At 66.0% G+C, this 26,955-nt stretch carries 26 protein-coding genes; 8 read left to right on the forward strand and 18 right to left on the reverse strand.

The genetic code is table 11. The annotated features are described in order from the left end of the window. Positions 1–203 precede the first annotated feature (203 nt). Genes XI02_RS33985 through XI02_RS34000 form a run of 4 tightly spaced genes read left to right on the forward strand, consistent with a single transcriptional unit; the run spans position 204 to position 3,985 of the window. Complete coding sequence (locus XI02_RS33985) at positions 204–1,160, forward strand: ABC transporter permease (protein WP_016842735.1); 957 nt, start codon at positions 204–206, stop codon at positions 1,158–1,160. Next, on the forward strand, positions 1,126–2,043 hold the full coding sequence (locus XI02_RS33990; RefSeq protein ID WP_028334911.1) for an ABC transporter permease: 918 nt from the start codon (positions 1,126–1,128) through the stop codon (positions 2,041–2,043). Before XI02_RS33985 ends, XI02_RS33990 begins: the two co-directional genes overlap by 35 nt. Then, a complete protein-coding gene (locus XI02_RS33995; RefSeq protein WP_085964974.1) occupies positions 2,040–3,020 on the forward strand; it encodes an ABC transporter ATP-binding protein in 981 nt (326 codons plus the stop codon). Before XI02_RS33990 ends, XI02_RS33995 begins: the two co-directional genes overlap by 4 nt. Then, positions 3,017–3,985 carry an ABC transporter ATP-binding protein gene (locus XI02_RS34000; protein ID WP_069279499.1) on the forward strand — a complete coding sequence of 323 codons (969 nt, stop codon included), beginning with the start codon at positions 3,017–3,019 and terminating at the stop codon, positions 3,983–3,985. The genes XI02_RS33995 and XI02_RS34000 overlap by 4 nt, the downstream gene beginning before the upstream one ends. Positions 3,986–4,173: 188 nt before the next feature. On the opposite strand, the gene XI02_RS34005 is transcribed toward XI02_RS34000, so the two are convergent. Further along, positions 4,174–5,136 (reverse strand): LysR family transcriptional regulator, encoded by a 963-nt coding sequence (locus XI02_RS34005; protein ID WP_172647209.1) that lies wholly within the window; start codon positions 5,134–5,136, stop codon positions 4,174–4,176. Positions 5,137–5,236: 100 nt separating this feature from the next. On the opposite strand from XI02_RS34005, the gene bla reads away from it, so the two are divergent. Beyond that, the gene (bla, locus tag XI02_RS34010; RefSeq protein ID WP_244981048.1) at positions 5,237–6,136 is read left to right on the forward strand and encodes a class A beta-lactamase; all 900 of its coding nucleotides are present in this window, start codon (positions 5,237–5,239) and stop codon (positions 6,134–6,136) included. Positions 6,137–6,170: 34 nt separating this feature from the next. On the opposite strand, the gene XI02_RS34015 is transcribed toward bla, so the two are convergent. Continuing rightward, positions 6,171–7,592 (reverse strand): amidase, encoded by a 1,422-nt coding sequence (locus XI02_RS34015; protein ID WP_172647208.1) that lies wholly within the window; start codon positions 7,590–7,592, stop codon positions 6,171–6,173. Between the two features lie 208 nt (positions 7,593–7,800). On the opposite strand from XI02_RS34015, the gene XI02_RS34020 reads away from it, so the two are divergent. Beyond that, the gene (locus tag XI02_RS34020; protein WP_172647207.1) at positions 7,801–8,715 is read left to right on the forward strand and encodes an ankyrin repeat domain-containing protein; all 915 of its coding nucleotides are present in this window, start codon (positions 7,801–7,803) and stop codon (positions 8,713–8,715) included. A 159-nt stretch (positions 8,716–8,874) separates the two neighbouring features. On the opposite strand, the gene XI02_RS34025 is transcribed toward XI02_RS34020, so the two are convergent. The 11 genes from XI02_RS34025 to XI02_RS34075 all read right to left on the reverse strand — a co-directional run bounded on the left by XI02_RS34025 (position 8,875) and on the right by XI02_RS34075 (position 21,128). Beyond that, positions 8,875–9,441 (reverse strand): c-type cytochrome, encoded by a 567-nt coding sequence (locus tag XI02_RS34025; RefSeq protein WP_244981047.1) that lies wholly within the window; start codon positions 9,439–9,441, stop codon positions 8,875–8,877. A gap of 89 nt (positions 9,442–9,530) precedes the next feature. After that, entirely contained in the window at positions 9,531–11,240 is a 1,710-nt protein-coding gene (locus XI02_RS34030) for a PQQ-binding-like beta-propeller repeat protein (RefSeq protein WP_018273319.1), read from the reverse strand. 405 nt (positions 11,241–11,645) lie between these two features. Then, a complete protein-coding gene (locus tag XI02_RS34035; protein WP_172647206.1) occupies positions 11,646–12,584 on the reverse strand; it encodes a carbohydrate kinase in 939 nt (312 codons plus the stop codon). Between the two features lie 10 nt (positions 12,585–12,594). Further along, on the reverse strand, positions 12,595–14,247 hold the full coding sequence (locus XI02_RS34040) for an FGGY-family carbohydrate kinase (protein ID WP_069279504.1): 1,653 nt from the start codon (positions 14,245–14,247) through the stop codon (positions 12,595–12,597). A 42-nt stretch (positions 14,248–14,289) separates the two neighbouring features. Then, positions 14,290–15,063: an SDR family NAD(P)-dependent oxidoreductase gene (locus XI02_RS34045; protein ID WP_016840865.1), complete on the reverse strand. Its 774-nt coding sequence runs from the start codon at positions 15,061–15,063 to the stop codon at positions 14,290–14,292. 11 nt (positions 15,064–15,074) lie between these two features. Continuing rightward, on the reverse strand, positions 15,075–16,082 hold the full coding sequence (locus tag XI02_RS34050) for an ABC transporter ATP-binding protein (protein ID WP_016840864.1): 1,008 nt from the start codon (positions 16,080–16,082) through the stop codon (positions 15,075–15,077). A gap of 16 nt (positions 16,083–16,098) precedes the next feature. Further along, a complete protein-coding gene (locus tag XI02_RS34055) occupies positions 16,099–16,929 on the reverse strand; it encodes a carbohydrate ABC transporter permease (RefSeq protein ID WP_069279505.1) in 831 nt (276 codons plus the stop codon). 4 nt (positions 16,930–16,933) lie between these two features. Further along, positions 16,934–17,806, reverse strand: a complete 873-nt coding sequence (locus tag XI02_RS34060; RefSeq protein WP_172647205.1) for a carbohydrate ABC transporter permease — start codon at positions 17,804–17,806, stop codon at positions 16,934–16,936. Between the two features lie 135 nt (positions 17,807–17,941). Further along, positions 17,942–19,255, reverse strand: coding sequence for a sugar ABC transporter substrate-binding protein (locus XI02_RS34065; RefSeq protein ID WP_172647204.1), 1,314 nt, complete (start codon positions 19,253–19,255; stop codon positions 17,942–17,944). A gap of 244 nt (positions 19,256–19,499) precedes the next feature. Continuing rightward, positions 19,500–20,453: a sugar-binding transcriptional regulator gene (locus tag XI02_RS34070; protein WP_016843349.1), complete on the reverse strand. Its 954-nt coding sequence runs from the start codon at positions 20,451–20,453 to the stop codon at positions 19,500–19,502. 9 nt (positions 20,454–20,462) lie between these two features. Beyond that, complete coding sequence (locus XI02_RS34075; RefSeq protein WP_172647203.1) at positions 20,463–21,128, reverse strand: HAD family hydrolase; 666 nt, start codon at positions 21,126–21,128, stop codon at positions 20,463–20,465. Positions 21,129–21,241: 113 nt separating this feature from the next. Between XI02_RS34075 and ybaL the strand changes: the two genes are divergently transcribed. Beyond that, positions 21,242–22,963 carry a YbaL family putative K(+) efflux transporter gene (gene ybaL / locus XI02_RS34080; protein WP_069279509.1) on the forward strand — a complete coding sequence of 574 codons (1,722 nt, stop codon included), beginning with the start codon at positions 21,242–21,244 and terminating at the stop codon, positions 22,961–22,963. A 62-nt stretch (positions 22,964–23,025) separates the two neighbouring features. Beyond that, a complete protein-coding gene (locus tag XI02_RS34085; RefSeq protein WP_016843346.1) occupies positions 23,026–23,259 on the forward strand; it encodes a hypothetical protein in 234 nt (77 codons plus the stop codon). A gap of 109 nt (positions 23,260–23,368) precedes the next feature. Here XI02_RS34085 and XI02_RS34090 read toward each other — a convergent pair whose 3' ends face one another. The 5 genes from XI02_RS34090 to XI02_RS34110 all read right to left on the reverse strand — a co-directional run bounded on the left by XI02_RS34090 (position 23,369) and on the right by XI02_RS34110 (position 26,731). After that, positions 23,369–23,593, reverse strand: coding sequence for a hypothetical protein (locus XI02_RS34090; RefSeq protein ID WP_016843345.1), 225 nt, complete (start codon positions 23,591–23,593; stop codon positions 23,369–23,371). A 153-nt stretch (positions 23,594–23,746) separates the two neighbouring features. Beyond that, positions 23,747–24,022: a chaperone modulator CbpM gene (locus tag XI02_RS34095; RefSeq protein WP_016843344.1), complete on the reverse strand. Its 276-nt coding sequence runs from the start codon at positions 24,020–24,022 to the stop codon at positions 23,747–23,749. After that, positions 24,019–24,921, reverse strand: a complete 903-nt coding sequence (locus XI02_RS34100; RefSeq protein WP_016843343.1) for a DnaJ C-terminal domain-containing protein — start codon at positions 24,919–24,921, stop codon at positions 24,019–24,021. The genes XI02_RS34095 and XI02_RS34100 overlap by 4 nt, the downstream gene beginning before the upstream one ends. A gap of 125 nt (positions 24,922–25,046) precedes the next feature. Continuing rightward, positions 25,047–25,229: a hypothetical protein gene (locus XI02_RS34105; protein ID WP_069279510.1), complete on the reverse strand. Its 183-nt coding sequence runs from the start codon at positions 25,227–25,229 to the stop codon at positions 25,047–25,049. Positions 25,230–25,315: 86 nt separating this feature from the next. Next, the gene (locus XI02_RS34110) at positions 25,316–26,731 is read right to left on the reverse strand and encodes a YXWGXW repeat-containing protein (protein ID WP_081334835.1); all 1,416 of its coding nucleotides are present in this window, start codon (positions 26,729–26,731) and stop codon (positions 25,316–25,318) included. Positions 26,732–26,955 lie beyond the last annotated feature (224 nt).

Consider the following 26,955-nt stretch of genomic DNA (forward strand, 5'->3'; position numbering starts at 1 on the left):
GAGCTCGCTCTTGGAGGGTCGGGGTGAGGCTCTATCCGCAAATGCGTTGGAAGATGAGTTCGTGGAGAGTCCCCCTCACCCGGAATTCAAGGTGCGCTTGAATTCCGACCTCTCCCCGCACGCGGGGCGAGGTGAAGCTCGCCTTTCGACTGGAAGCAAGATCAACGTGCTCAAGGTGCGAGCGTAAGTTAGATGATCTCTCGATGAGTCAATATATCCTGCGTCGCCTGATGATCGCGATCCCGAGCCTGCTCGGAATCTCGCTCGTGCTGTTCGTCGTGCTGGCGCTCGCGCCGGGCGATCCGTTCAGCGAGCTCGCGACCAATCCGAACGTTCCGCCCGAGGTGCAGGCCGCGCTGCGCGCCAAGTTCGGCCTCGACGACCCGATCTATCTTCGCTACCTGCACTGGCTCGCGGCGATGGCCCAGGGCGACTGGGGCTTCTCCTTTGTCAGCCGGATCAATGTCGACACCCTGATCCTGCAGCGGCTGCCGACCACGCTCTACGTGATCGGCTCGGCGCAGCTGCTGGCGCTGCTCATCGCGATCCCGGTCGGCGTCTATGCCGCCACCCGGCCCTACTCGATCTTCGACCAGCTCGCCAACACCTTCGCCTTCATCGGCTTCTCGCTGCCGACCTTCTTCACCGGCATCCTGTTCATCCTGGTGTTCTCGGTGAAGCTGGACTGGCTGCCCTTCGTCTACACCGACGTGCCGGGCAGCGGCATTCCCTGGCTGCTCGAGATGATCCGGCAGGCGATCATGCCGGTGATGGTGCTCGGCCTGTTCCAGGCGGCGTCGATGACCCGCTTCGTGCGCTCGGCGATGCTCGACGTGATCCGGCTCGACTATGTCACCACCGCCCGCGCCAAGGGGCTCGGACAGGCCAAGGTGATCGTCAAGCATGTGATGCGCAACGCGATGATCCCGGTCGTCACGCTGATTGCGCTGCAAATGCCCGCCGTGTTCGGCGGCGCCATCGTCACCGAGCAGATCTTCCGGATTCCCGGCATCGGCTCGCTGCTGATTTCCTCCATCCTCGCCAATGACACGCCGGTCGTGATGGCCGTGACCTTCGTCTTCGCGTGTCTCGTGGTGCTGTTCAACCTGATCGCAGATGTCCTCTATGGCTGGCTTGACCCTCGCATCTCCTTCCGCTGAGCGGCGCGGCTATTCGCCCTGGCGCGAAACCTGGCGGCGCTACCGCCGGCACCGGCCGGCCGTGGTCAGCGCCGTGCTGCTGCTGCTGCTGATCGCGGCCGTCGTGATCGGCCCGTTCGTCTGGCGCGTCTCGATCAGCGACATGGACGTCGTGGCCGGCCTGCAGGGGCCGTCGCTGGCGCATCCGTTCGGCACCGACGATCTCGGCCAGGACCTGCTCGCCCGCATGATCTATGGCGGGCGCATCTCGCTCGCAGTCGGCCTCGCCGCGATGCTGGTCTCGGTGTTCGTCGGCACGCTGATCGGCGCGCTCGCCGGCATGTCGCGCGGCGCGCTCGGCTACGCGCTGATGTGGCTGACCGATCTGTTCCTGTCGCTGCCGCAACTGCCGCTGCTGTTGATGCTGATCTATCTGTTCCGCGACGGGCTGAAGGCGATGTTCGGCCCGGAGGGCGGCATCTTCATCCTGATCGTGCTGGTGATCGGCGGCTTGCGCTGGATGCCGGTGGCGCGCCTGGTGCGCGCCCAGTTCCTGTCGCTGCGCGAGAAGGAATTCGTCGAGGCGGCGCGCGCGCTCGGCGCGAGCCCGGTGCGCCAGGTGGTGCGCCACATCCTGCCCAACGCGCTGGGACCCGTGATCATCGCCGGCACGATCGACGTCGCCGCCGCCATCATCGCGGAATCGACACTGTCATTTCTCGGCCTCGGCTTCCCCCCGGACACCCCGACCTGGGGCCGCATCCTCTATGACGCCAAGGACTTCCTCGACATCGGCCCGCATTGGGCGCTGTTTCCGGGCGGCGCGATCTTCATCGCGGTGGTCGCCATCAATTTCATCGGCGACGGGCTGCGCGACGCGCTCGACGCGCGCAAGGTGATCTGATGGCGCTGCTCGACATCAAGGGCCTGAAAACCCATTTCAGCACCGACGACGGCATCCTCCAGGCGGTCGACGGCGTCGACATCAGCATCAACCGCGGCGAGACGCTGTGCGTGGTCGGCGAATCCGGTTGCGGCAAGACCGTCACCGCGATGTCGATCCTGAAGCTGATCGCCATGCCGCCGGGCAAGATCGTCGAAGGCGAGATCATCTTCGAGGGCCGCGACCTGGTGCCGTTGACCAGCCATCAGCTCGACGACATCAGGGCCAAGGAGATCGGCTTCATCTTCCAGGAGCCGATGACCTCGCTCAATCCGGTGCTGACCATCGGCGAGCAGATCGCCGAGAGCCTGCACCGCCACGAGGCGGTGACCAAGAAGCAGGCGCTCGAGCGTACCATCGAGATGCTGAAGCTGGTGCAGATCCCCAACGCCGCGGGCCGCGTGCATCATTATCCGCACCAGTTCTCGGGCGGCATGCGCCAGCGCGTGATGATCGCGATGGCGCTGGCGTGCCGCCCCAAGCTCGTGATCGCCGACGAGCCGACCACCGCGCTCGACGTCACCATCCAGGCGCAGATCCTCGACCTGTTGCAGGACATGAAGGAACGCTTCGGCATGGCGGTGATGCTGATCACCCACGCGATGGGCGTGGTCGCCGAGACCGCGCAGCGCGTCGTCGTGATGTACGCCGGCAAGGTGGTGGAAGAGGCGCCGGTCGACGAACTGTTCGGCAATCCCGGCCACCCCTACACCCAGGGCCTGATCCGCTCGATCCCGCGCATCGATCTCGACGCCGAGCACAAGACGCGACTGGAAGCGATCGGCGGCTCGGTGCCGATCCTGATCAACCCGCCGCCCGGCTGCCGTTTTGCTGCCCGCTGCAAATACGCCATGAGCATCTGTACCGAAAAGGAGCCGCGGCTGCGCGAGATCGCACCCGGCCATCGCATGGCCTGCCACCTCGGAGACGCGTCATGAGCGAGCCGCTGCTGCGGGTTTCCAATCTGAAAAAGCACTTTCCGGTGCTGGGCGGCCTGCTCTCGCGCGAGGTCGGCCAGGTCTATGCGGTCGACGGCGTGTCGTTCTCGGTCAACCGCGGCGAGACACTGGGGCTGGTCGGCGAATCCGGCTGCGGCAAGTCGACCACCGGCCGCTGCGTGTTGCGGCTGATCGAGCCGACCTCGGGCGAAATCGTGTTCGACGGCCGGAGCGTGACCGGCCTCGGTGGCGGCGACCTGCGCGCCATGCGGCGCAACATGCAGCTGGTGTTCCAGGATCCGTTCGCCTCACTCAACCCGCGTATGACGGTCGGCGCGATCCTCGGCGAGCCCTTCATCATCCACAATCTCGTGACCTCGGCCAGCGAACGCGAGGACCGCGTCGCGAGCCTGTTGGTCAAGGTCGGGCTGAAGGCCGAGCACATGCGCCGCTACCCGCACGAATTCTCCGGCGGCCAGCGCCAGCGCATCGCGATCGCCCGCGCGCTGACCTTGGAGCCGAAGCTGATCGTGTGCGACGAGCCGGTCTCCGCGCTCGACGTCTCGATCCAGGCCCAGGTCATCAATTTGCTCGAGGATCTGCAGGCCGAGCTCAACCTCACCTATCTGTTCGTCGCCCACGATCTCTCTGTCGTGGAGCACATCTCCGACCGCGTCGCGGTGATGTATCTCGGCCGCATCGTCGAGCTCGCCAAGGCCAGCGATCTCTACCGCAATCCGCAGCACCCCTACACCAAGGCGCTGCTCTCGGCGGTGCCGGTGCCGGATCCCAAGGCGAAGCGCGACCGCATCCGCCTGAAGGGCGACGTGCCGAGCCCGATGAATCCGCCCAAAGGCTGCCACTTCCACACCCGCTGCCCGATCGCCGAGGAACGCTGCCGGCAGACCGCGCCGGAACTGCTGGAAGGCAGGAACGGACATTCCGTGGCGTGCCATCTGGCGTAGGTCGCGCGCCAGATGCGATAGCCAGCCGGCGCGGCAGCGCACCGCCAAAAATATCGAAAACAACCCCATGCAAAGTAGCCGGCGGCTGCGGGCGTCCGACACGGCACTTGACATGTCGGGCAAATCAGCGGCATTATTCGATAATTCCGAAATAGTGGCGACGATAGTTGAAGTCACGTCGTCAGACGTTAACGCCGCTTGGTCCTGGTCCGCGGCTTTGGTCTGGCCTTTGTCTTGATCTTCCGCCGCGGTGCAGGCGCAACGGCGTCCTCCACCTCATTCGCCTCCGTCCGCAGCGTCTCGAGCAGCCAGTCACGAAACGCGCGCGTGCCCGGCGTCACCTCGCGCGACTTCAGCCAGGTCAGCCAATAGGATCCCGCCGGGACCTCGGCAGCGAACGGCCGCAGCAGCCGGCCGGACGCCAGCTCATTTTCGAACATCGCGATCGGCACCAGCCCGACGCCGACGCCGCGCGCGGCGGCCTCGGCCATCGCCACCGAGCTGTCGAAGATCGGTCCCTGGATTTTCGGACACGGCGCGCCGGCGACCGCAAACCATAGCGGCCACTCCTCGGCGCGGTAGGAGCGCAGCAGGAATTCCTGCGCGAGATCGGACGGCTTGCGCAGCCGGTCGGCCGCGTCGGGGCAACACACCGGCGAGAGCGGCGCGGACAACAGATGGATCGCCTCGGTGCCGTGCCACGAGCCGTCGCCGAAGCGCAGCGCGAGGTCGAGCCCGTCGCCCGCGATGTCGACGCGGTTGTTGTTGGTGAGCAGACGCAAATCGATATAGGGATGCGCGCGCTTGAAGCGGTCGACCCGTTGCAAGAGCCAACCGGTCGCGAACGTCGTGACGCAGCCGACGGTGACGACTTCGCGCGTGCCCTTGGCCTCGATGCGGTCGATCGCGGTCCCGATCCGGTCGAGCGCGTCTGACAGCACCGGCAGCAGCGCCAGCCCTTCGTCGGTGAGCACCAGCCCGCGCGGCAGCCGGCGGAACAGGCTCGTGCCCAGGAGATCCTCGAGCTGCTTGACCTGATGGCTGATCGCGGTCTGCGTCACACGCAGCTCCATCCCGGCGCGGGTGAAGCTGAGCAGCCGCGCGGAGGCCTCGAAGGCGCGCAGCGCGTTCAGCGGGAGATGCCGGCGCACGGCGTCATGACCAAGTTTTCCTCATGTCTCGCTGTATAAATGATTGTTTGTGCGCCGTCACGCCGCCAGGCAGGTTCGCGCCGCCAACGGGAGATTCGACATGCTGACGAGACGGACATTTGGATTGCGCGCGCTGGGCCTTGCGGTGTCCTGCACTTTGCCGCGGCAAGGCGCAGCGGCAGGACCAAGCGAGCCGGCGCAGCAGCTGCAGCAGGAGTTTGCGCGCATCGAGCTGGCGACCAGCGGCCGGCTCGGCGTCGCCGCGCTTGACATGGAAACGGGATTGCGCGCGAGCCGGCGCGGCGACGAGCGGTTCCCGATGTGCAGCACCTTCAAGGCGTTGGCCTCGGCTGCGGTGCTTCACCGGGTCGACCGCGGCGAATCCAGCCTCGATCAGCAAATCCGGTTCGAGGCCAAGGATATCTTGGCCAACTCGCCCGTCACCAAGGAGCACGTCGCCTCGGGCATGACGCTTGCCGAGCTTTGCGAGGCCGCCATCACAAGGAGCGACAACACTGCGGGCAACATGATCCTCCGCGAGATCGGCGGGCCAGCCGGCCTGACCGGCTTCTTCCACACCATCGGCGACAATGTGAGCCGGCTCGATCGCTGGGAGCTGGCGCTGAACGAGGGGGTATCAGGCGATCTGCGCGACACCACGAGCCCGGTGGCGATGCTGAAGAACCTGCAGCGCGTCGTGCTCGGCGACGTTCTGCAGACCGTCTCGCGCCAGAAGCTGGTGGACTGGATGGTCGCCAACAAGACCGGCGACGCAAGGCTGCGTGCCGGCGTGCCCCGCGACTGGCGGGTTGCCGACAAGACCGGCACCGGCGAGCGCGGCACCTACAACGACATCGGCGTGTTCTGGCCGCCCGGCCGCAAGCCGATCGTGGTGACGGTTTACCTGACCGGGGCAAGTGCCCCCATGGAGAAATGCAACGAGGTGATCGCCAATGTCGCGCGCGCCGTCGCCAATGCGAGCACCGGGCAGACCGGCTAAACCGGCGACGCCGCGATCAGCGTCGCCAACAACATCAGGCCGGCCAGCGACCAAGCAAGTCGCTCGCCGCCTCGAACAACGCTGCAACGCGCAACAGTTCGGCATCGGCCCGGAAGCGGCCGGCCAGGTGCAGTCCGATCGGCAGGCCGTCGCGGCCGAAACCTGCGGGGATGCTGACGGCGGGATGCCCGGTCATGTTGAACAGCATGGTCCAGGGAAACCAGTGCGGCCGCACGCTGTCGAAACTCCGGCCGTCGATCTCGATCGTGCCGAACAGGTCCTGGTCGATCGGCAGCGCCGACCTGGTCAAGGTCGGCATCGCCAGGAGATCGCCGCGCGCGAACAGCGACTGCACCCGGCGGAACAGCGCGGTGCGCTCGAACATCGCCCGCTGGTAGTCGACACCGCTGACCTGCGCCGCCAGCGCGAGCTGCTTCAGGAAGGTTGCGCTGAGATCATCCGGATGATCGGCCGCGAGCTTCTCGAAGCGGGTGCGCCAGGCGGTGTGATTGATCGCACGCCAGATCGGCTCGATGTCAAAGCCGTCGCCGGAAAACTCTTCGAGCTCAGCGCCGAGGCTCGCCAGCCGGTCGAGGCTTGCCTTGAACGCCGCAGCCACATCGGACGTGACCGGACGCCCCGGCGGCGACACGCAGAACAGCACCCGCCGGCCCTTGAGGTCGCCGCGCGGCGCGGCAAGCCCGAGATAATCGGGCGCCGGCACCCCGATCGACCAGGGGTCCGACGGATCCTCTCCCGCCATCGCCTGCATCATCAGCGCCGTATCGGCAACGGTGCGCGTGGTCGGTGTGACATAGGTCTGGTTGCCGAAAGCATCCTGCACCTGGCTATGCGGGATCACCCCGTTGCTCTGCTTGATTCCGACCACGCCGTTGCAGGCGGCGGGAATCCGGGTGGAGCCGCCGCCATCGGTCGCAACCGCCAGCGGCGCGATGCCGCTCGCGACGGCCACCGCCGCGCCGCCGCTGGAGCCGCCACTGGACCGCTCGGCACTCCATGCATTGCGCGTCCGCCCGAACAGCGGCGAGTCGGTCAGGCACTTGCTGCCGAACTCCGGCGTCGTGGTCTTGCCGATCAAGATGCCGCCCTGGGCACGGAGGCGGGCCACCGCGACGGCGTCATTGTCGGGCACGTTGTCCCGGTACGGCACCGCGCCGAAGGTCGTCCGGACGTCTTTGGTGTTGACGATATCCTTCACGGTGAAGGGGATGCCGTGGAGCAGACCTAGCGGCTCGCCAGCCGTGATTTGCCGCTCGGCGGCTTTGGCCTGCGCCATCGCCGCATCGCCGCACAGCGTGATGAAGCAGTTCAATTCGGGTTGCAGCCGCTCGGCACGGGCAAGCACCGCGCGCGTAACCTCGACGGGCGAAACCTCCTTGCGGGCGATGCGCCCACGAAGCTCAACGGCAGACAGCAGACACAGATCGTCGCTCATTCGGGCAAGGACTCGCGTCAGACATGGTCGACGCCCGCATCGTGCCGCGCGGCATGCGGCAAGTCCATCGGCTCGGACGCATGGCGCAACGCCGCGGCGCCGCGACGGCGCATGGCCTGCCGCGTGCCGGCAGTCCGTTCCCGGCCGCGCGGCTTGGCAGCGACGGAGGATCATGCGACGCTCGATCCCCCATACGGAGGAGCACGTCTTGTATCGCCGCATTGCCCTCGCCGCGCTGATCGTTGCCGGCAGCGTGCACGGCAGCCTCGCGGCGGCCGATCCGGCGCGGTGCCGCGAGCTGATCCGCAAATACGAAACCGACAAGGCCCAGCTCAGCGCGATCGAGATCTCGCTGTCGCTGTTTGCGGCCGCCAATGCCGATTGCATCAACCTTGCCACCGAGCTGCTCGATCACGGCGCCTCGGTCGATGCGCGGGACCGGCTGGGCGCAAGGCCGCTGAGCCACGCCGCCCGCTCCGGCCATCTTGCGATGGTCGACCTGCTGCTCGCGCGCGGCGCGCCGGTCGACGCGCGCAACCTCGCGGGATCGACCGCGCTGTATTTTGCCGCCGAGCGCGGCCATGTCGCGATCGTGCAGCGGCTGCTCGACCGCGGCGCCGACGTCAATCTCACCGGACGCAGCGGCGCCTCCCCGGTCGCGGCCGCGGCCTATGCCGGCAGGGACATGGTGGTGCGCGTGCTGCTGGCGCACGGCGCCGACGGCCGCAAGGCCGACGATACCGGCAAGCCGCCGGTCGTCTATGCCGCGGCCGGCGGCCAGCTCGGCATCGTCAAGCAACTGCTCGCGCGCGAGATCGACGTCAATGCGCGCTACGCCAACGATCTGACGCTGCTGATGTGGGCGGCCGGGCCGGATGAGACCGTGCCGGAGGCGCAGGCGCTGGAGGTCGTCACGTACCTGCTGGAAGGCGGCGCCAAGGTCGACGACCGCGATGCGCGCGGCCGCACGGCGCTGATGATCGCCGCCGAAGGCAATCATCCGGCGATTGCCAGGACGCTGCTGGCACATGGCGCCGACCCTGCGCTGGCCGACAAGGCCGGCAAGCACGCCGCCGATCTCACCATCCTGTCGGCGCTGCGCGAGGAACTGACGCCGCGTTAGCTGACGCGAGGGCAGTGCGCCCCCTCTCCCGCTTGCGGGGGAGGGTTGGGGTGGGGGCTCTCTCCACGAATCATTTGGTGGAGAGAGCCCCCACCCGCATCGCATCTTCGATGCGATGCGACCTCCCCCGCAAGCGGGAGAGGTGAACCTGTCCGCCGCTCACAGCCCCGCCAGATAGTCCACCAGCGCGGCAAGATCGTCGGGCGACGTTGCCAGCATCAGGTCGGACATGCCGGGATTGTTGCCGCGCGCACGGGTGCGGAAATCGGCGATGGTCTTGGCGAGATAATCCCGTCCCATTCCGGCCAGCCGCGGCACCGTGCCGTCGCCCTGGAAGCGATCGAGATGGCAGGCCGGGCAGCCGACCGAGCGGCTGGCACTGACCGCCTTCTCCGCCACGTCCTTGGGCGCGCGCGGCTGGCCGAGGTCAGGCCACGGCTTCTGCGAGAAATATTCCGCGATCGCCAGCATGTCGTCGCGCTCGAACTGCGCCGCGATCGGCTGCATGATCTCGCTCTTGCGATCGCCGCGCTTGAAATCGCGCAGCTGGATGTAGAGATAGCCGGCCTGCTGGCCCCAGATCGTCGGAATGGTCTTGTCGACCGGCTTGCCATTCTCGCCGTGGCAGCCGGTGCAGACCTGCACCTTGTCTTCAATCGTCTCCGCGCGCGCCTGTACCGCCATCAGCAGCAGCGCGACGCCGCAAATCATCAATCTACTGAACATCTGCTCATCCGTAGAAAACAGAAGCGGGACCGAACCGGTCCCGCCTCGCCGTCAATGTTCGCACGCGTGCTGATGCATCAGGCCCGGGCTCAGTCGAGCGTGAAGGCGATGATGTTGTTGCCACGCTTGTAGTCGAGCTGGGTATTACCGCCCGCGCCGACCACGACATATTGCTTGCCGCCGACCATGTAGCTCGACGGCGGCGCGTTGACACCGGCGCCGGCCCGGAAGCTCCACAGCTCCTTGCCGTTCGACGAATTGTAGGCCGCGAACTTGCCGTTGCCTTCACCGGTGAAGACCAGGCCGCCGGCGGTGGCGAGGATGCCGCCGATCATCGGCTCGGGCGTGTTGACCTGCCATTTGATCTTGCCGTTGTTGTAGTTCACTGCGGTGATGTTGCCCGCCTGCTTCTCGCCCGGGATCACCTTGAAGGCGCCGCCCAGCCACAGCTTGCCGTTCGGATAGGCCGAGCTCTCGACGTGGTAGGTCATCGGCTGGTGCAGGTTGATGGCGTAGGCTAGCTCCTGTCCCGGATCGGTCGCGATCGGCGACCATTCGACGCCGCCATTGGCGCCGGGCAGCATGCGCGCACCTTCCTTGGTCGGCAGCACCCACATGTTCTCCTGCGGCACCATCGCCTCGGAGAAGCGGATCAGGCTGCAGTCCTTGCGATCGTGCACATAGATGTGCCCGGTCTTGCCGGCATGAATGACGCCGGGGATCGTCTTGCCGCTCTTGTCCTTGACGTTGACCAGCACCGTCGGGCTGACCGCGTCGAGGTCCCAGACGTCATGGGCGATGTACTGGAAGTGACAGACATACTTGCCGGTGTCGAGATCGAGCGAGACCAGCGAGTTGGTGTAGAGGTTGTCGCCGGGCCGGTTCGAACCGTCGAGGTCGGGCGACGGGTTGCCGACGACGAAGTAGATCCGGTTGGTCGCGAGATCGACCGACGGGTTCTGCCACACGCCGCCACCGAGCTTGGCATAGGGATCGCCGATCTTGGCGAGCATGTCCTTCTCGGCCTGGATATTGCGATGCATGTCGCGGCCGGTGGCATCCTTGGTCGCCCAGACACCGACGGAATTCTCCGGAATGGTGTGGAAATTCCAGAGCTGCTTGCCGGTCTTGGCGTCGTAGGCGCGCACGAAGCCGCGGATGCCGTATTCGCCGCCATTGGTTCCGATCAGGACCTTGTCCTTCACCACGGTCGGCGCCATCGTCTCGCTGTAGCCGAGCTCTGGATCGGCGATGTTGGTGGTCCAGACCACCTCGCCGGTCTTGGCATTCAGTGCCATCAGCTTGGAATCGAGCGTCGCCAGATAGACCCGGTCGCCGAGCACCTGCACGCCGCGATTGTTGGGACCGCAGCAATAAACCGTAATCGGGCCCATCTTGTGGGCATAGTGCCAAAGCTGCTGACCGGTCTTGGCGTCGAGTGCATAGACATGGCTGAACGACGTCGTGACGAACATCACGCCGTCGACGACGATCGGTGATGTCTCAAGCGATTCCTTGACGTCGGTCTGGAAGATCCATGCGACGTGCAGGTCCTTCACATTGTCCCGGCTGATCTGCTTACCCGGATAGAATCGCGTCTGGGCGTAGTTGCCGTTGGTGAGGAGGAAATCCCTGGTGCTCTTGTCGGCGGCGTTGAGCTGCTCCTGGGTCACCGGAGAAACATTGGCGTTACCGAGGACCGACTGCTTCTCCTGCTTGACTTCCTGCGCGATGGCGGCGCCCGACAACAGGCCAACGCCAAGCGCGGCGGCGAATGCCGCAAGCCCTTTCACATACATGTCTTCCCCCGTTATTTCTTGGTTGCAATATTAGGGATGCGTATCTGCTACTTCCCTTCGAGGCCCGGTCGCCCTGGCGAGCGCGCAACCCGTTGCGTGGTCCGGTTGCGCTGCAATAGACGATCAAAAAAAGACGACGACAGGTATCGATGGATGGGTTCCATGTTAGCGCGGTCTTTCACAAAGACAACCGATGCGCTCAATGCGAAGCGAGAATGGCATGCGTTCGCGCGACCGAAATGCAGCGATCGCGGGCAGGCTGCAATCCAAGCGATATCGGGTGCTTCCGACGCCTTCGTACATCGCCGGACGAAATTGCCTTCGCAAACGCAGCACGCAAAATGAGACTAGACGTCAAGCGACGGCTTCGCGCGAGCAGCGGCTCCGGCGGAGACCGCACAAGGCCTACCAGGTGCCCGCGGGCAATTCCCGGCTCCGCGGCGGATCGGCGCCGGGCCGCGTGCAGGTGAAGGCGGCGCATTTGCAGGCAAAGGACAGCGCACGGGTCAGCTCGGCCGCAGAGACGTCGCGCAGCCGCGGTCGCGCGATCCGGCCCAACCGATGCAACGCGGCGAGCAGCGCGGCCTGAAAGCTGTCGCCGGCGCCGATCGTATCGACGACGTTCACCGCCGGCGCTTCGGCCGCGATCGGCCCGGTCTTGCGATGCCAGGCGCAGGCGCCATCATTGCCGCGCGTGATGACGACAAGCGATGCGCCGCCCGACAGCAGCGCCTCGGCCCTCGCAGCGTAGGCCTCGTCACCGAACAGATAAGCGAAGTCGACGTCGGACATTTTCACAATGTCGGCCTTGCCGCAGAACGCCAGCATGCGCGCGCGATAGGCGTCCTCGTCCCTGACGAGATTCGGCCGGCAGTTCGGATCGAGCGAGATCGTCACGTTCGGCCGCGCATCCTCGATCAAGGCCAGCGTCTCCGCCGCACCCTTGTCATGGACCAGCGTGGTGGAGCCGGTGTGGAGGCAGGTGATGCCGTCAAGCGCGACCGCATCGCGTCGATAGGTCCAGTTCCGCGATGCGGTGTCGGCGTCGTAGAAGGCGTATTGCGTCTCGGTGCCGGTGACGCGCGCAAAGGCCAGCGTGGCCTGGCGATTGCTGCGCGTGGCGCGGCTAAGATCGACGCCGGACTCTGCGGCATGATCGGCGATCATCCTGCCGAAGGTGTCGCTCGAGATGCCGCCGACAAAGCCGGTCGGAACATCGAGCCGCGCGCTGCCGATCGCGATGTTGAGGCAGGAGCCGCCGACCGCGGGCGTCAGGGCCTCGCGTCCATCCGCCGTCTTCGACGGCAGGAAATCGATCAGCGCATCTCCGCAACTCAGCAGCATGGGACAAACCTTACGTCGGCGCTTCGCCGGGCGCCCGCCTCATCGCCTCGCGGCTGTCGCGGTCCAGCTCTCGCAGCATTTTGTGCACGCGGCGCTTCTTGCGGTGGAAATCGGCGAGCTCCGGCCTGGTCGGCTCGCTCAACCGCCCGAGCGCCGACATGCCGGCCATCGCCGCATTGATCGAGTTGTACGCACCGCTGGCGACCGCGCCCAGCATCGCGGCACCGAGCAGCACCGGCTCCTGGGTCTGCGGCAGCGCCACCGTATAGCCGGTCGTGTCGGCCATGATCTGGCGCACCAGGGGGCTGCGGCTCGCGCCACCGCCGATCACGATGGTCTTGCCGTTGACGCCATGCGCCTGCAAGGCATCGATGACGTCGGCAAGGCCATAGGCAAGCCCGCACAGGCCGGCAATGAACAGGCGCTCCAGCGCCGACACGTCGGTATCGAGATCGAGCCCCGCGATCGCCGCGCGCGAGCCGGGATCGGCATAGGGCGAACGGTTGCCGAGAAATTCCGGCAGGACGTGAACGTCGCGCGCAAGCAACGCCGCGGCACCGGCATTGCCGCTACGCGCCAGGATCCGCCTCTCGAGGTACTCGATGACGTCGACGCCGTCGCGCTTCGCCGCGAGCACAACCTCGGCATGCGCCGGATGCGACTTGAGCAGGTGATCGATCGCAGCGCCCGCCGCCGATTGGCCGCCCTCGTTCAGCCAGAAGCCCGGCACCATGCCTTCAAAATACGGCCCCCAGACGCCGGGCACGAAGCAGGGATCGACCGTCGTCGCCATGATGCACGCCGACGTTCCCATGATGTAGGCGAGCCGTTGGCAGACATCGACCTCGGCGCCGGAGCCATCGCGGCCGCCGATCGCGCCGACGCCGCCGGCATGCGCATCGATCAAGGCGGCACCGACCGCGGTTCCCGGCAGCAGGCCGAGATCGCGCGCGGCATCCTCGGACAGCCCGCGGCCGAGCGGCGAGCCGGGCGGCACGATCTCGCTGCCGATCCGCCCAAAGCGGTCGGCCGCGAGCGCCTCGAGGCCGACCCGCCCGAAAAAGGAATCGCTCCAGCCGCCCTCGCCGGCGACATAGGTCCATTTGCAGGTGACGGTGCAGGTCGAGCGCGCCAGCGAGCCGGTGGCGCGGAACGACAGATAGTCGGCAAGATCGAAGAAGTGCCCGGCGGCGTCGTAGGTCGCGGGCAGATGCCGCTTCAGCCAGAGAATCTTCGGGATCTCCATCTCCGGCGAGATGGCGCCACCGACATAGCGCAGCACCTTGTCGCCGGTCGCATTGACGGATTCGGTCTCGTCCATCGCACGGTGATCCATCCAGACCACGACATTGCGCGCGGGATCGCCGGACGGGCTGACGGTGAGCGACCGGCCTGCCCTGTCGAGCACGACCAGCGAACAGGTCGCGTCGAAGCCGATGCCTTTGATGCTTTCGGCGGCAACCGCAGCCTCCCGCATCGCATGGCGCACCGAGGCGACGCAGGCCGCCCAGATGTCGTCGGACGAGTGCTCGACGATATCGCCGGGCTCGTGCCAGACCCGGATCGGGTGCCGGGCCGAACCCAAAAGCTTCCCCGACTCGTCGAATACGCCCGCCCGGGCGCTGGTGCTTCCGACGTCCACCCCGATATAGGCTTGCCGCATGACCGCTCTATCTGCTGTTGAGCATGATCGCCCGGCGCAAGCCTACCAGCAAGTGTAGCCGCCATCGACCAGAACGATGCTTCCGGTCATCAGGCTCGCGGCGTCGGAGGCCAGGAACAAGACGACGGAGGCGATCTCGTCGACCTGCCCCATCCGTGCCATCGGGGTTCCGCCGATCCAGGCGTCGTACATTTTGGGGCTGTTCTTCACGAAGGCGTTCAGCGGCGTCTCGATATAGGTCGGCGCCACGGCGTTGACGCGAACCCCGCGCGCGCCCCATTCGGCCGCGAGCGATTTCGTCAGGTGATGCACCGCGGCCTTGGAGGCGTTGTAGAAGCATTGTTCCTGCGGCTTGTTGACGATGAAGCCGGACATCGAGCCGACATTGACGATGGTACCGGACTTCGCCTTCAGCATGTGATTGCCGAAGGCGCGGCAGCACCAGAAGGTGCCGTTCAGGTTGACGTCGATGACGTTGAGCCAGTGCTCGTCGGTCACCGTTTCCGCCGGCGTCTCGCTGCGCGCGATGCCGGCATTGTTGACGAGGATGTCGACCGTGCCGTACTTGCGCACCAGCTCGTCGGCGACCGCGGAGACACGGCCGGAATCCGTCACGTCCATCAGCGCGATGTCGGCGTCGAAGCCCTTGGCCTTCAGCGCAGCTGACGCGTCATTGGCGACCTTGGCGTCGCGGTCGCCGATGATGACCTTGGCGCCGGCTTCGGCGAGCGCTTCGGCGCAGGCGAGCCCGATGCCCTGACCGGCGCCGGTGATGATGGCGGTCTTGCCGCCGAGCCTGAATTTTTCGAGATACATTTTCTTCTTCCTTACGCGTGAATCGATTTTCCGCTGTCCTCGAAACGGTGGATGCGCGCCGGATCCGGGATCAGCGACACCCGGTCGCCGGGATGCAGGTCGAGCTCGCCGACATAGCGCGCGGTCAGCATTCCCAGCGGTCCGGCGTCGACATAGAGGAAAGTGTCGCTGCCGAGATGCTCGGCTACCGAGACGGTGCCGTGCCAGCCGCCCTGCCCGTCGCGCTCGACCTTCAAATGCTCGGGTCGCACCCCGATGGTCGCGGCGCCCTGCTGCTTCGCGATCTCACCGGTGACGAAATTCATCTTCGGCGAGCCGATGAAGCCGGCGACGAACAGGTTGGCCGGCCTCTCATAGAGCTCGAGCGGTGAACCATATTGCTCGATCTTGCCGCCGTTCAGCACCACGATCCTGTCGGCCATGGTCATGGCCTCGACCTGGTCGTGGGTGACGTAGATCGCCGTGGTGCCGAGCTGCTTCTGCAACCGCGTCACCTCGAGCCGCATCTGCACCCGCAGCGCGGCATCGAGATTGGACAGCGGCTCGTCGAACAGGAACGCCTTCGGCTCGCGCACGATGGCGCGCCCGATCGCGACGCGCTGGCGCTGGCCGCCGGAGAGCTCGCGCGGCTTGCGGTCGAGATAGGGCGTCAGGTTGAGCGTCGCCGCGGCCGCCTCGACCTTGCGGTTGATCTCGTCCTTGGCGATCCCGGCCATCTTCAGGCCGAACGCGATGTTGCCGCGCACGCTCATGTGCGGATAGAGCGCGTAGGACTGGAACACCATCGACAGCCCGCGCTTGGCCGGCGGCACATCGACCACGTTGCGTCCGTCGATCAGGATGGCGCCGCCGGTGACGTCCTCGAGCCCCGCGATCAATCGCAGCAGCGTGGTCTTGCCGCAGCCGGAGGGACCGACGAAGACGACGAAGGAGCCGTCGGCGATGTCGAGGTCGGCGCCCTTGATGATGTGGACCGGCCCGAACGATTTTTGCACACCCTGCAGCGTAATCTGACCCATGGGACAAGCCTTTCTGCTACTTGACCGCGCCGAAGGTCAGGCCGCGGACAAGCTGCCGCTGACTGAACCAGCCGAGCACGAGAATGGGCGCGATCGCGAGCGTCGACGCCGCCGACAATTTCGCCCAGAACAATCCTTCCGGGCTGGAATAGGACGCGATGAACACGGTGAGCGGCGCGGCCTCGAGCGTCGACAGATTGAGGGTCCAGAACGCCTCGTTCCACGCCAGGATCAGATTGAGCAGCAACGTCGAGGCCAGCCCCGGCACCGCCATCGGCGTCAGCACGTAGATCAGCTCGCGCCCGATCGTGGCGCCGTCCATCCGCGCCGCCTCGAGGATGTCCTTCGGGATCTCCTTGAAATAGGTGAACAGCATCCAGATCACGATCGGCAGATTGCCGAGGCACAGGATGAAGATCAGACCGGAGCGGGTGTCGAGCAGGCCGAAGGTGCGGTAGATCAGATAGATCGGCACCAGCACACCGACCGGCGGCATCATCTTGGTCGAGAGCATCCAGAGCAGCACGTCCTTGGTCCGCTTGGTCGGCGAGAACGCCATCGACCATGCCGCCGGGATCGCGATCAGCATCGCGATCAAGGTCGAGCCGCCGGCGATGATGATCGAGTTGAGCGCGTGGTGGAAATAGTCGCTGCGCTCCTGCACCGTGGCGTAGTTCTCGGTGGTCCAGTGGAAGAACAGGAACGAGGGCGGGATCGCGAACGCCTCGAGCTCGGTCTTGAAGCTCGCCAGCACCATCCAGAGGATCGGGAAGAAGATCAGGAAGCCGACCAGCCAGGCCGCCACCGTCGAGATCACCTTGCGCCGTGTCGTGACCATCCGCGCCATGACGTTACGCCTCCAGATTCCGGCCGACGATACGGACGAGGAAGAAGGCGACGATGTTGGCGAGCACCACCGCGACCAGGCCGCCCGCCGACGCGCTGCCGACGTCGTACTGGATCAGCGCCTGCGAATAGATCAGGAAGGCGATGTTGGTGGTCTGCAGGCCGGGGCCGCCGCCGGTGGTGACGAAGATCTCGGCGAACACCGTGAGCAGGAAAATGGTCTCGATCAGGATCACCACGGTGATCGGGCGCGCCAGGTGCGGCAGCGTGATGTAGATGAAGGTCGAGATTGCGCGCGCGCCGTCCATTTCGGCCGCCTCCTTCTGCTCCTCGTCGAGCGATTGCAGCGCGGTGAGCAGGATCAGGGTCGCGAACGGCAGCCATTGCCAGGAGATGATCAGGATCACCGAGAACAGCGGCGCGTCGTTGAACCAGTCGATCGCCGGCAGCCCGAACAGATGCGCGATCCAGGCGAACAGGCCCGACACCGGATGCATCAGCAGGTTCTTCCAGACCAGCGCGCTCACCGTCGGCATCACGAAGAACGGCGCGATCACCATCAGGCGGACGATCGAGAGCCCGACCACCTGCTGGTCGAGCAGCAGCGCCAGCGGCACGCCGAGGATGATCGTGATCGCGAGCACCGAGCCGACCAGCACCAGGGTGTTCTGCAGCGAGGCGAGGAATGCGGGATCGGTCAGGAAGTAGCGGAAATTCTCCAGCCCGACGAACGATTCAGACCCGGGATCGAGCAGATTGTAGTGCAGGGTCGCGAAATAGATCGTGAGGGCCAGCGGCACGATCATCCAGACGAACAGCAGCGCCACCGCGGGCGTGAGCAGCGTGCGTGCGAGCAGTTGGGTCTGCTGGGTCGCCATCCCCGCCTCCTTCTCAAGGAAAGGAGCGACCACCCCGCTGCGGGACAGGATGGTCGCAAGTACCCAGCTCGGGAGGTCTAAGCTGGTCGGGCGGCCAGGGCGGCTGTCGCGCCCTGGCTTTGGTTCAGGCGCGCTCTACTTGATGTAGCCGGCGCGCTTCATTTCGCGCTCGGTCGCGGACTGCGCAGCGGTGAGCGCCGCATCGACGGAGGTCGAGCCGGACAGCGCCGCGGAGAACTGCTGGCCGACCTGGGTGCCGATGCCCTGGAATTCAGGGATCGCCGCGTATTGCACGCCGACGTAAGGCACCGGCTTCACCGTCGGCTTGTTCGGATCGGCGGCATCGATCGAGGCCAGCGTCAGCTTGGCGAAGGGGGCGACTTTCAGATAGTCGGGGTTCTTGTACAGCGAGCTGCGCGTGCCCGGCGGCACGTTGGCCCAGCCTTCCTTCGACGCGACGAGCTTGGTGTAATCCTTGCCGGTCGCCCAGGCGATGAACTTCTCGGCCGCGTCGACCTTCTTCGAACCGGCAGGAACCGCGAGACTCCACGCCCACAGCCAGTTGGCGTTCTTGCCGAGCCCGGTGTTCGGCGCCAGCGCAAAGCCGACCTTGTCGGCGACCGTGGATTCCTTCGGATTGCTCACGAACGACGCCGCCACCGTGGCATCGATCCACATCGCGCATTTGCCGGCGTTGAACAACGCGAGGTTCTCGTTGAAGCCGTTGGAGCTGGCGCCGGGAGGGCCGGCCTGCTTCATCAGGTCGACATAGGTCGTGAGCGTCTTCTTCCATTCCGGCGAGGTGAACTGCGGCTCCCACTTCTCGTCGAACCAGCGCGCGCCGTAGGAATTGGCCATCGCGGTCAGGAACGCCATGTTCTCGCCCCAGCCGGCCTTGCCGCGCAGGCAGATGCCGTAAACGCCGGCGGACTTGTCGGTCAGCTTCTTGGCGGCGTCGACCACGAAGTCCCAGGTCGGGCTCTCCGGCATCTTCAGGCCGGCCTTGTCGAACAGGTCGGTGCGATACATCACCATCGAGCTCTCGCCGTAGAACGGCGCGGCATAGAGCTTGCCGTCGACCGAGACCGCATCCTTGATCTTCGGCAAGAGGTCGCCGACGTCGTAATCGGCGCCGAGCTTGTCGAGCGGCACCAGCCAGTTCTTCTTGGCCCAGATCGGCACCTCATAGGTGCCGATGGTGAGGACGTCGAACTGGCCGCCCTTGGTGGCGATGTCGGTGGTCACGCGCTGGCGCAGCACGTTCTCCTCGAGCGTCACCCATTTCACGATGATATCGGGATTCTTCGCGGTGAATTCGCTGGTGAGCCCCTGCATGCGGATCATGTCGCCATTGTTGACGGTCGCCACCGTCAGCGTGGTCTGGGCGATCGAGGGGGCAGAGATCAAAACAGCAGCCGCGCCCGCTACGGCGCAAAGGACGTTTTTCAAGGTGACCTCCCTTATGTCACGTTGAGCATATGCCCACGTGTTGGGCGTATGTTCACTCTGTCGCCAAATTTTGTCAAGCGCGCCGGGACGCCGTCCCGCGCGATTGCGGGTTCCACCACAGCCTGAAATGGAGGTGTTTGCGGAGGCGAAGACAACGGTTGACTGGAATTGGATTGAGCTGGAGCGGCACCAAAGGTTCACCTCTCCCGCAAGCGGGAGAGGGAACGCACCCGACTCGTGGCTTCTAGCGATCCAGCACCGCGCGCGCGGTGGCCTCATCGGTGATGAGGCCGTTGATCACCCGGCCCGCCAATGCGGCCTTGATCGACGGCACCTTGGCGGCGCCGACGGCCGCGGCGATCGTGGTCGCTTCCGCGGGGATCTGCGGCGGAATGCTGGTCAGCCGCTTGTTGGTGCCGCCCTTGATCAGTTTGCCCTTGGCGTCATAGGCCCAGCCGGTCACCTCGCCGACCGCACCGAGCCGCATCATCTCGAGCAGCTCCTCGCGGGTGACGAAGCCGTCGACATGGACCTGGGCCTTCTGGTCCATCTGGCCGATGCCGATCAGCCGCAGATCGGCCTTGGCGGCGACCGCCCTCACCCGCGCGATCGGGTCGATGCGCACCATGCGGTTGCGCTCGTCCTCGCTCGACATCAGGAACGGCAGCGGCATCGGGTAATGGCGCGCACCGGTGCGGTCGGCGAGCCGCCCCACCGTGTCGTAGAAGCTCGCCGAGCCGTCGGCGGAGATGTTGCCGACCAGCGAGACGATCTGGTGATCGGGCCGCTCGATCGGCGAAACCCGCTCGACCGCGGCGCGCACGGCGCGGCCGGTGCCGAGCGCGACGATCACGGGCGTCTCCGAGCGCAGCGTCGTCTCCAGCAGATTGGCGCTGCGTTCGGCGATCCCTGCATTCGACAGCGGCGCCGCCGGATCGGTCGGCACGACGTCGCAATGCACCAGATCGAACCGCGCCTTCAGCCGCGACGCCAGCTCCATGCAGGCCGCGATGGGATGCTCGAGGCGAAACGTGATCAGCCGCTCCGCGAGGCACAGCGACACCAGGCGCTGCGCCGAGGCGCGCGACACCTGCAGCATTTTGGCGATCTCATCCTGGGTGTGGCCCGCGATGAAATACAGCCAGCCGGCGCGCGCCGCATCGTCGAGGCGAGACTTTTCGTTGTCGGGCGCAGCCATCGTCTTGCGTCAGCCCTCCATCCAGAAATCCGTCATCGCGGCGAAGATTCGATCCGCCCCGGCCTGCCGCAGCAGAGCACTGCCATCCGCCAGCCGATAGTGGGCGCCGCCGACAAATCCCCACACTTTCATGCCGGCCGCCTTCGCGGCCATCACCCCGCTGACGCTGTCCTCGATCACGAGCGTGCGGCGCGGCACGGCGCCCATCGCGCCTGCCGCATGCAAGAACAGATCCGGCGCCGGCTTGCCGTGCTTGACCATCTGCGCGGTGTAGAGCCGCGGTCCGAAGCTGGCGGCGAGGCCGGTCAGCTCCAGCGAAAACTTCACCCGCTCGAGATCGCTCGATGAGGCGACGCAATATGGCAGCCGCAATTCCCTGAGCACCGCCGCGATGCCGGCGATCGGCTTCAGCCGGGAGCGGAAGGTCTCACGCACCTGCAGCGCCAGGTCAGGCAGAAACGTCTCGGGCAACGGCTTTCCGACGCCCCGGCAGTAGTCGACCAGGGCCGCGGTGCTGCGGCCGAGGAAGAGTTCGAGCGCCCGTTCGGTGCTCATCTCGATGCCGGCCTGCACCATCGCCTCGGCAAGGCAGCGGCAGCTCAATTCCTCGCTGTCGACGAGCACGCCGTCGCAGTCGAAGATGACGAGATCGGTCCCGGGAAGCCGCGGATTCATCCGGACATGAGATCATATGCTCATGACATGAGCAATAGATCACAGTTTCGCGCGGAATGCCGCGCCTCAAATGGTCGCGGTGCACCGCCAGGGATGCTGTGCGACAAGGCGAAATGCCGCATGACACACCTCTGATCGCGACCGTCGTCGCGGGTCTCGGATTGGCCTTCGTGTTCGGAACCATCGCCCAGCGCTTTCGGGTTCCGCCACTGGTCGGTTATCTGCTCGCCGGCGTGGCCGTCGGTCCCTTCACGCCCGGCTTCGTCGCCGATCAGGCGCTGGCAACCGAGCTCGCGGAGCTCGGTATCATTCTCCTGATGTTCGGCGTCGGCCTGCACTTCTCGCTGAACGATCTGTTGTCGGTGCGCGCGATCGCGGTGCCCGGCGCGATCGCGCAGATTGCGGTCGCCACATTGATGGGCCTCGGCCTCGCGCTGTTGATGGGCTGGACCGTCGGCGCCGGTCTGGTGTTCGGCCTCGCGCTGTCGGTCGCAAGTACCGTCGTGCTGTTGCGCGCGCTGCAGGAGCGTCGCCTGATGGACACCGAACGCGGCAAGATCGCGGTCGGCTGGCTGATCGTCGAAGACCTCGCCATGGTGCTCGCGCTGGTGCTGTTCCCGGCGGTGGCGAGCTTGCAGGGCGGCGATGGCGCAGCGCTCACCTCCGACCCGCTCGCCGCCCGTTTCGGTCTCGGGCTGACCGGCGTGCTGGTGCTGACGCTGATCAAGATCGCCGTGTTCATCGCGCTGATGCTGGTGGTCGGGCGCCGGCTGATCCCGTGGGTCCTGCACTACATCGCGCATACCGGCTCGCGCGAGCTGTTCCGGCTGACCGTGCTCGCGATCGCGCTCTGCATCGCGTTCGGCGCCACCAAGCTGTTCGGTGTCTCGCTGGCGCTCGGCGCCTTCTTCGCCGGAATGATGCTGCGGGAATCGCCGCTCAGCCAGCGCGCGGCCCAGGAAACCCTGCCGCTGCGCGATGCGTTCGCGGTGCTGTTCTTCGTCTCCGTCGGCATGCTGTTCGATCCACTCAGCGTGGTACGCGAGCCCTGGCCGTTCGCAGCGACTTTGTTCGTCATCGTGGTCGGCAAGTCGCTCGCCGCCCTTCTGATCGTCGTGCTGTTCCGTCACCCGATGGCGACTGCCCTGATGATCTCGGCGAGCCTCGCCCAGATCGGCGAATTCTCCTTCATCCTGGCCGAACTCGGCGTTGCGCTCAATCTGCTGCCGAAGGCCGGCCGCGACCTGATCCTGGCGGGCGCGATCGTCTCGATCATGCTCAACCCGCTGGTGTTCGCGGTGGTCGACTGGCTGACGTCGCGGCTCGAGAAGCCGCAGGCTTCCTCGCCAACCGCCGCAGCTTCTGAACCAATCCCGGTCACCGAATTGCAGGATCACACCATCCTGGTCGGCTACGGCCGGGTCGGCAGCATCGTCGGCGATGCGCTGCATCAACGCAGCGCGCCGTTCCTCGCGGTCGAGGCGTCCGACGATATGGTCGCCAAGCTCAAGGAGCGCGGCATCGAAGCCCTGATGGGCAACGCCGCGCGCGCCAGCGTGCTGCGCGCGACCAATCCGGCCGCCGCGCGATCGCTGGTCATCGCGATTCCCGAAGCCTTCGAGGCCGGCCAGATCGTCGAGCAGGCGCGCGTCGCGAATGCCGATATCCAGATCATCGCTCGTGCGCATTCCGACGCCGAGGTCGATCATCTCAAGGCACTTGGCGCCGACATCGTGATCATGGGCGAGCGCGAGATCGCCCGCGGCATGATCGAGGAGCTCGACAGGGCGCGTCCGGGGACTGTGCGAGCGGCCGAGCAGGATTCAGCGGCCTGAGACAGGCTGCGCCCACGAGACCGATGCACGCCGCGCATCACGCGATGAGGGGAGATCAAAACATGGCCTTCAAGAGCCCGCATGTTTCGCTGGTGTCGTTCTCCGTCGAGATCGGCGCCGCGGACACGACAAACGTCATGCAGGTCGAGACCGACCTGCATCTGAACACCCGTCATCCGAGCTATGATGCGGCCGCCGTGGAGCGGCTGGTGCGCGACGCACAAGCCTATCTCGCCGGCAATGCCGGTCAGGTCACCCGGATCCGACTGGTCTCCACCCGCAGTGGCCAGACCTGACGCCTCCTTATTTGAGCATGATCTCCGCGCGCACGCTTCGCGTTTGTCGCGCGAGGGAAAACCGGCTTCCACTTTGCGCTAACGCGGCCCTCCGGGTCCGGATCGTGCTCTAGCCGCCAAGGAATGCCGGCGCCAGATCTTCCTGCACGATGATGTTGGCGGCTTCCGTCGTCAGCTCGCTGCCGACCAGATCGAGATTCTTGGCAGCCTCGAACAGCATCGAGCGGACGTCGTCCGGCGTCAGCACGCCTTTCGCGATCAGCTTGCGCACCAGCGCCTGCAGGATAAGAACGTCGATCTCGCCATGCGCCAGCGGCGTCGGCTTGTCCGTCATGATCGTCTCCCAGGCTGATCCCAAGGCTGAGGTTCGTCGTAAGTGAGGCGCCTAGAGCGTTTTCGAGCGAAGTGGATACCGGTTCGCGTGAAGAAAACGCGTCAAAACAAAAATCTAGAGCCCCGTTCCGATTCCATCGGAACGGGAAAAGCTCTAGCGCGGCGGTGACGCCATATCCTTGTGCAATTGCTCGAACGCGCGGCGCAGGCCGTGCAGCTGGTCGACCAGATGCAGGATGACGTCGATCCCCTCGTCGTTGACGCCGAAGTCGCCCTTCAGATCCCGGATCAGATGCGCACGCGCCACGTCGGTGTCGGAGAAACTGGTCTCGTGCGCCGTCTCTTCCGGCACGAGCCATTGCTGCTCGATCCAGAACTCCAGGGTCTGCACCTCCAGGCCCGTATCGATGAGGAACTGCTGCTTGTTCATGATGCACCATCCTCACGTGGATTGAATCCCTTGCGATCCCAGTTCGAGACGAACGCCTCGAGCGTGGGATCGGGTCCCTTGGGCAGAACCACCTTGAGCTTGACGAACTCATCGCCATGACCGCCGCCGACCCTTGGCGCGCCCTTGCCGCGCAACCGCATGGTCGTGCCGGTGTTGGAGCCCTTCGGAACCGTCATGGTGACCGCGCCGGTCGGCGTCGGAACCTGGACCTTGCCACCGAGCACAGCCTCCGACAGCGAGATCGGCAATTCCAGCGAGATGTCGTCGCCATCGCGGGTGAAGCGCGGATCGGCGCGAACGTCCACCTCGATCAGAGCATCGCCGGGACCGCCCTTGCCGCTGCCGGGCATGCCCTTGCCGCGCAGACGAATGACCTGTCCGTCGATCAGCCCGGGCGGGATCGTCACGTCGAGCGTGCCGCCGTCGGGAAGCGTCAGCCGCTTGCTCGCGCCGGCGATCGATTCCGCGAAGTCGATCGCAAGGCTATAGTGCAGGTCGCGGCCGCGCCGGTTGGCGCGCGCCTGCTCAGTGCGCCGAAGCAACTCGGCAAACGCGTCGTCCTGGTCCATATAGTCGGCATAGCCGGAACTATCGGCATAGGGATGCCCCTCACCCGCGGTGGCGAAGTCGCGGTAATAGCGGTGCTGCGGCCGCTCGGTGCCATCAGCATCGATCTCGCCGGCGTCGAAGCGCTTGCGCTTCTCGGCATCCGAAAGCAGATCGTTCGCAGCCGCGACTTCCTTGAATTTGTCTTCGGCCGCCTTGTCGCCCGGATTGAGATCCGGGTGCAGCTTCTTCGCCAGCTTTCGATAGGCCTTCTGGATATCGGCCGAGGACGCCGTCGGGGCAACGCCAAGGACCTCGTACGGATTTCTCACAACCTGCTCCGCAACACCGTGAGTGCACCTGCAATCATCAGGGCGCAAAAGCAGGCGATTTGCAAGTGCGCAAGCGCGACGCCGGGCAACGGCCGACGCAGCGTGCGCTCACGTCACATGACGAGTCAGGATGTATGTCCGGGGTCCAGATAGTTCGGCATGTTCTTTTGCTGCTGCGGCGTCATCTTGGCAGCATCCGGCTTGCCGGGCACGCCCCTCGGACCGAGCAGGGCGCGCTGCATGTCGTCCTCGCTCAAGCGCGGCTTGCCATCGTCGAGCTGTCCATCGCCAGCGTGACTCTGTGCCATGACCAACCTCCAGGTGATGATCGCTTGCGCACAGGCGGGACAATACCGCGCTCCGCCGGAACGAGCCAGCGGAGCGCGGACATGCCTTAGTGTTGTTCCTGCCGCTTCTCCTCCGCGGGATGACCGGCGGGCGCACCACGCGGCGCGGCCTGACCATGCGGCGCGGCCTGAACGTGCGGCTCTGGCCGCGCCGCCGGCTGCGGATGCGCCTCAGGGCGCGCCATCGTCTCCGGATGCGCTTGCGGCCTTGCCGCCGGCTCCGGTCGTGCTTCGGGCTTCGCTGGTTCAGGCCGCGCGACGGGCTTCGCGGCAGGCTCGGGACGCGGCTCTCCCTTGCGCACCTCTTCGGACCGCTTCTCCTGCACGGCGGGCCGCGCCGCTTCTGCAGGATGCGGCTCAAGCTTCGGCTCGGCGGCAGGCGCTGCGCGCTTCTCTTCGACCGCGGGCTTGTTCGCTTCGGCGGGCGGATGCGCCGCAGCGCCCTTCTCGGGAACCGGAAGCGCGTGGGATCCGGCAGGCGCCGGCGTAGCAGGATGCGGCTCGGCCTTGGTCTCGGAAGCAGGTGCCGCGCGCTTTTCCTCGGCCGCCGCGGGCCTGTTCGCCTCGGCGGGTGGATGTGCCGCCGGAAGCTCCTTTCCCGGGACCGGCAGCGCGTGGGAAGCAGCCGGTGCTGTTGCGGGTGCGGCTGCAGCACCCGGATGCCCCGGCTCCGCAGCCGCCGGCCGCGCGGCGTTGGCAGGCACCGCCTCGCCGGCCGCGCGCGCGCGGACAACGCCCGGTCCCTTCAATTCGCCGGGACGCGCCGTTGCGGCGACGGCGGGCACGCCATTGTTGGTCCGCTTGAACAGGCTCGGATCCTGGCTTGCGGTCTCGACCTGCTTGCGTTGCAACGGCGTCGCTGCGAAGTGCTGCTCTTTGGCGACCGCGCGCTCGGCCGGCGTCGGCCGCACCTCGATGCCGCCGCGGCCGCCATTATAGCTGACGTTGTTGACCGTGGTCTGATTGATCGTGACGTTCTTCTCGTAGACGTTGGTGATCCGCGCGCCCTGCAGATTGTTCACGGTGCGATTGTAGAAGAACGCGCCGTGATCCCAGCGGCCGCCTTCATAGCCTGAACCGCCGTAGCCGAAGCCGTAATTGATGCCGCCGTAGAAGCCGACGCGATCACCCCAATAGCCCTGATGGAAGATGAAGCCGCCGCCGAACGCGCCCCAGTAGCCGGGCGTCCACAGCAGCCCGACCCGCGGCGGCTGCACCCAGGTGCCCGGCACCCAGTAGTAATCGCCGCGCTCCTCGTCCCACGACCAATTGCCCGGCGACCACATATAGCCGGGACCAGGCACCGGCGGCTGATCGTAAGTCGGCAACGGCGGCGGCGCGGTCTCGACGGCAGAGACCGGCGCGCATGCCGCATCCTGCGCGATTGCGGGCACCGCAGTCGCATAGAACAGCGCCGTGGCAATCGCTGCACACGACACGGTCGAAAGGAGAGGAGTTGTCATTGGGAGCCTCTTCGATGAGCACGTTCAACGTGAGACGGAACAAAAGTTCCGTGCATCGGCAATGCACCGACACACTGCATCGCTAGCGCCTTGACCTTACACCAGCCTGAAACGCAGCGACGCAAACGGAAGCGCGCTCATGCGGCCATTCATGGTCGGTTCAGAGTGCGCCGTGATGCAACGTTCCGCGATTCAGCGGAACATCGCGCGTCGCTTCTCTGCAT

Origin of the sequence: Bradyrhizobium sp. CCBAU 21365 (assembly GCF_015291305.1) — a bacterium.
Classification (GTDB): domain Bacteria; phylum Pseudomonadota; class Alphaproteobacteria; order Rhizobiales; family Xanthobacteraceae; genus Bradyrhizobium; species Bradyrhizobium elkanii.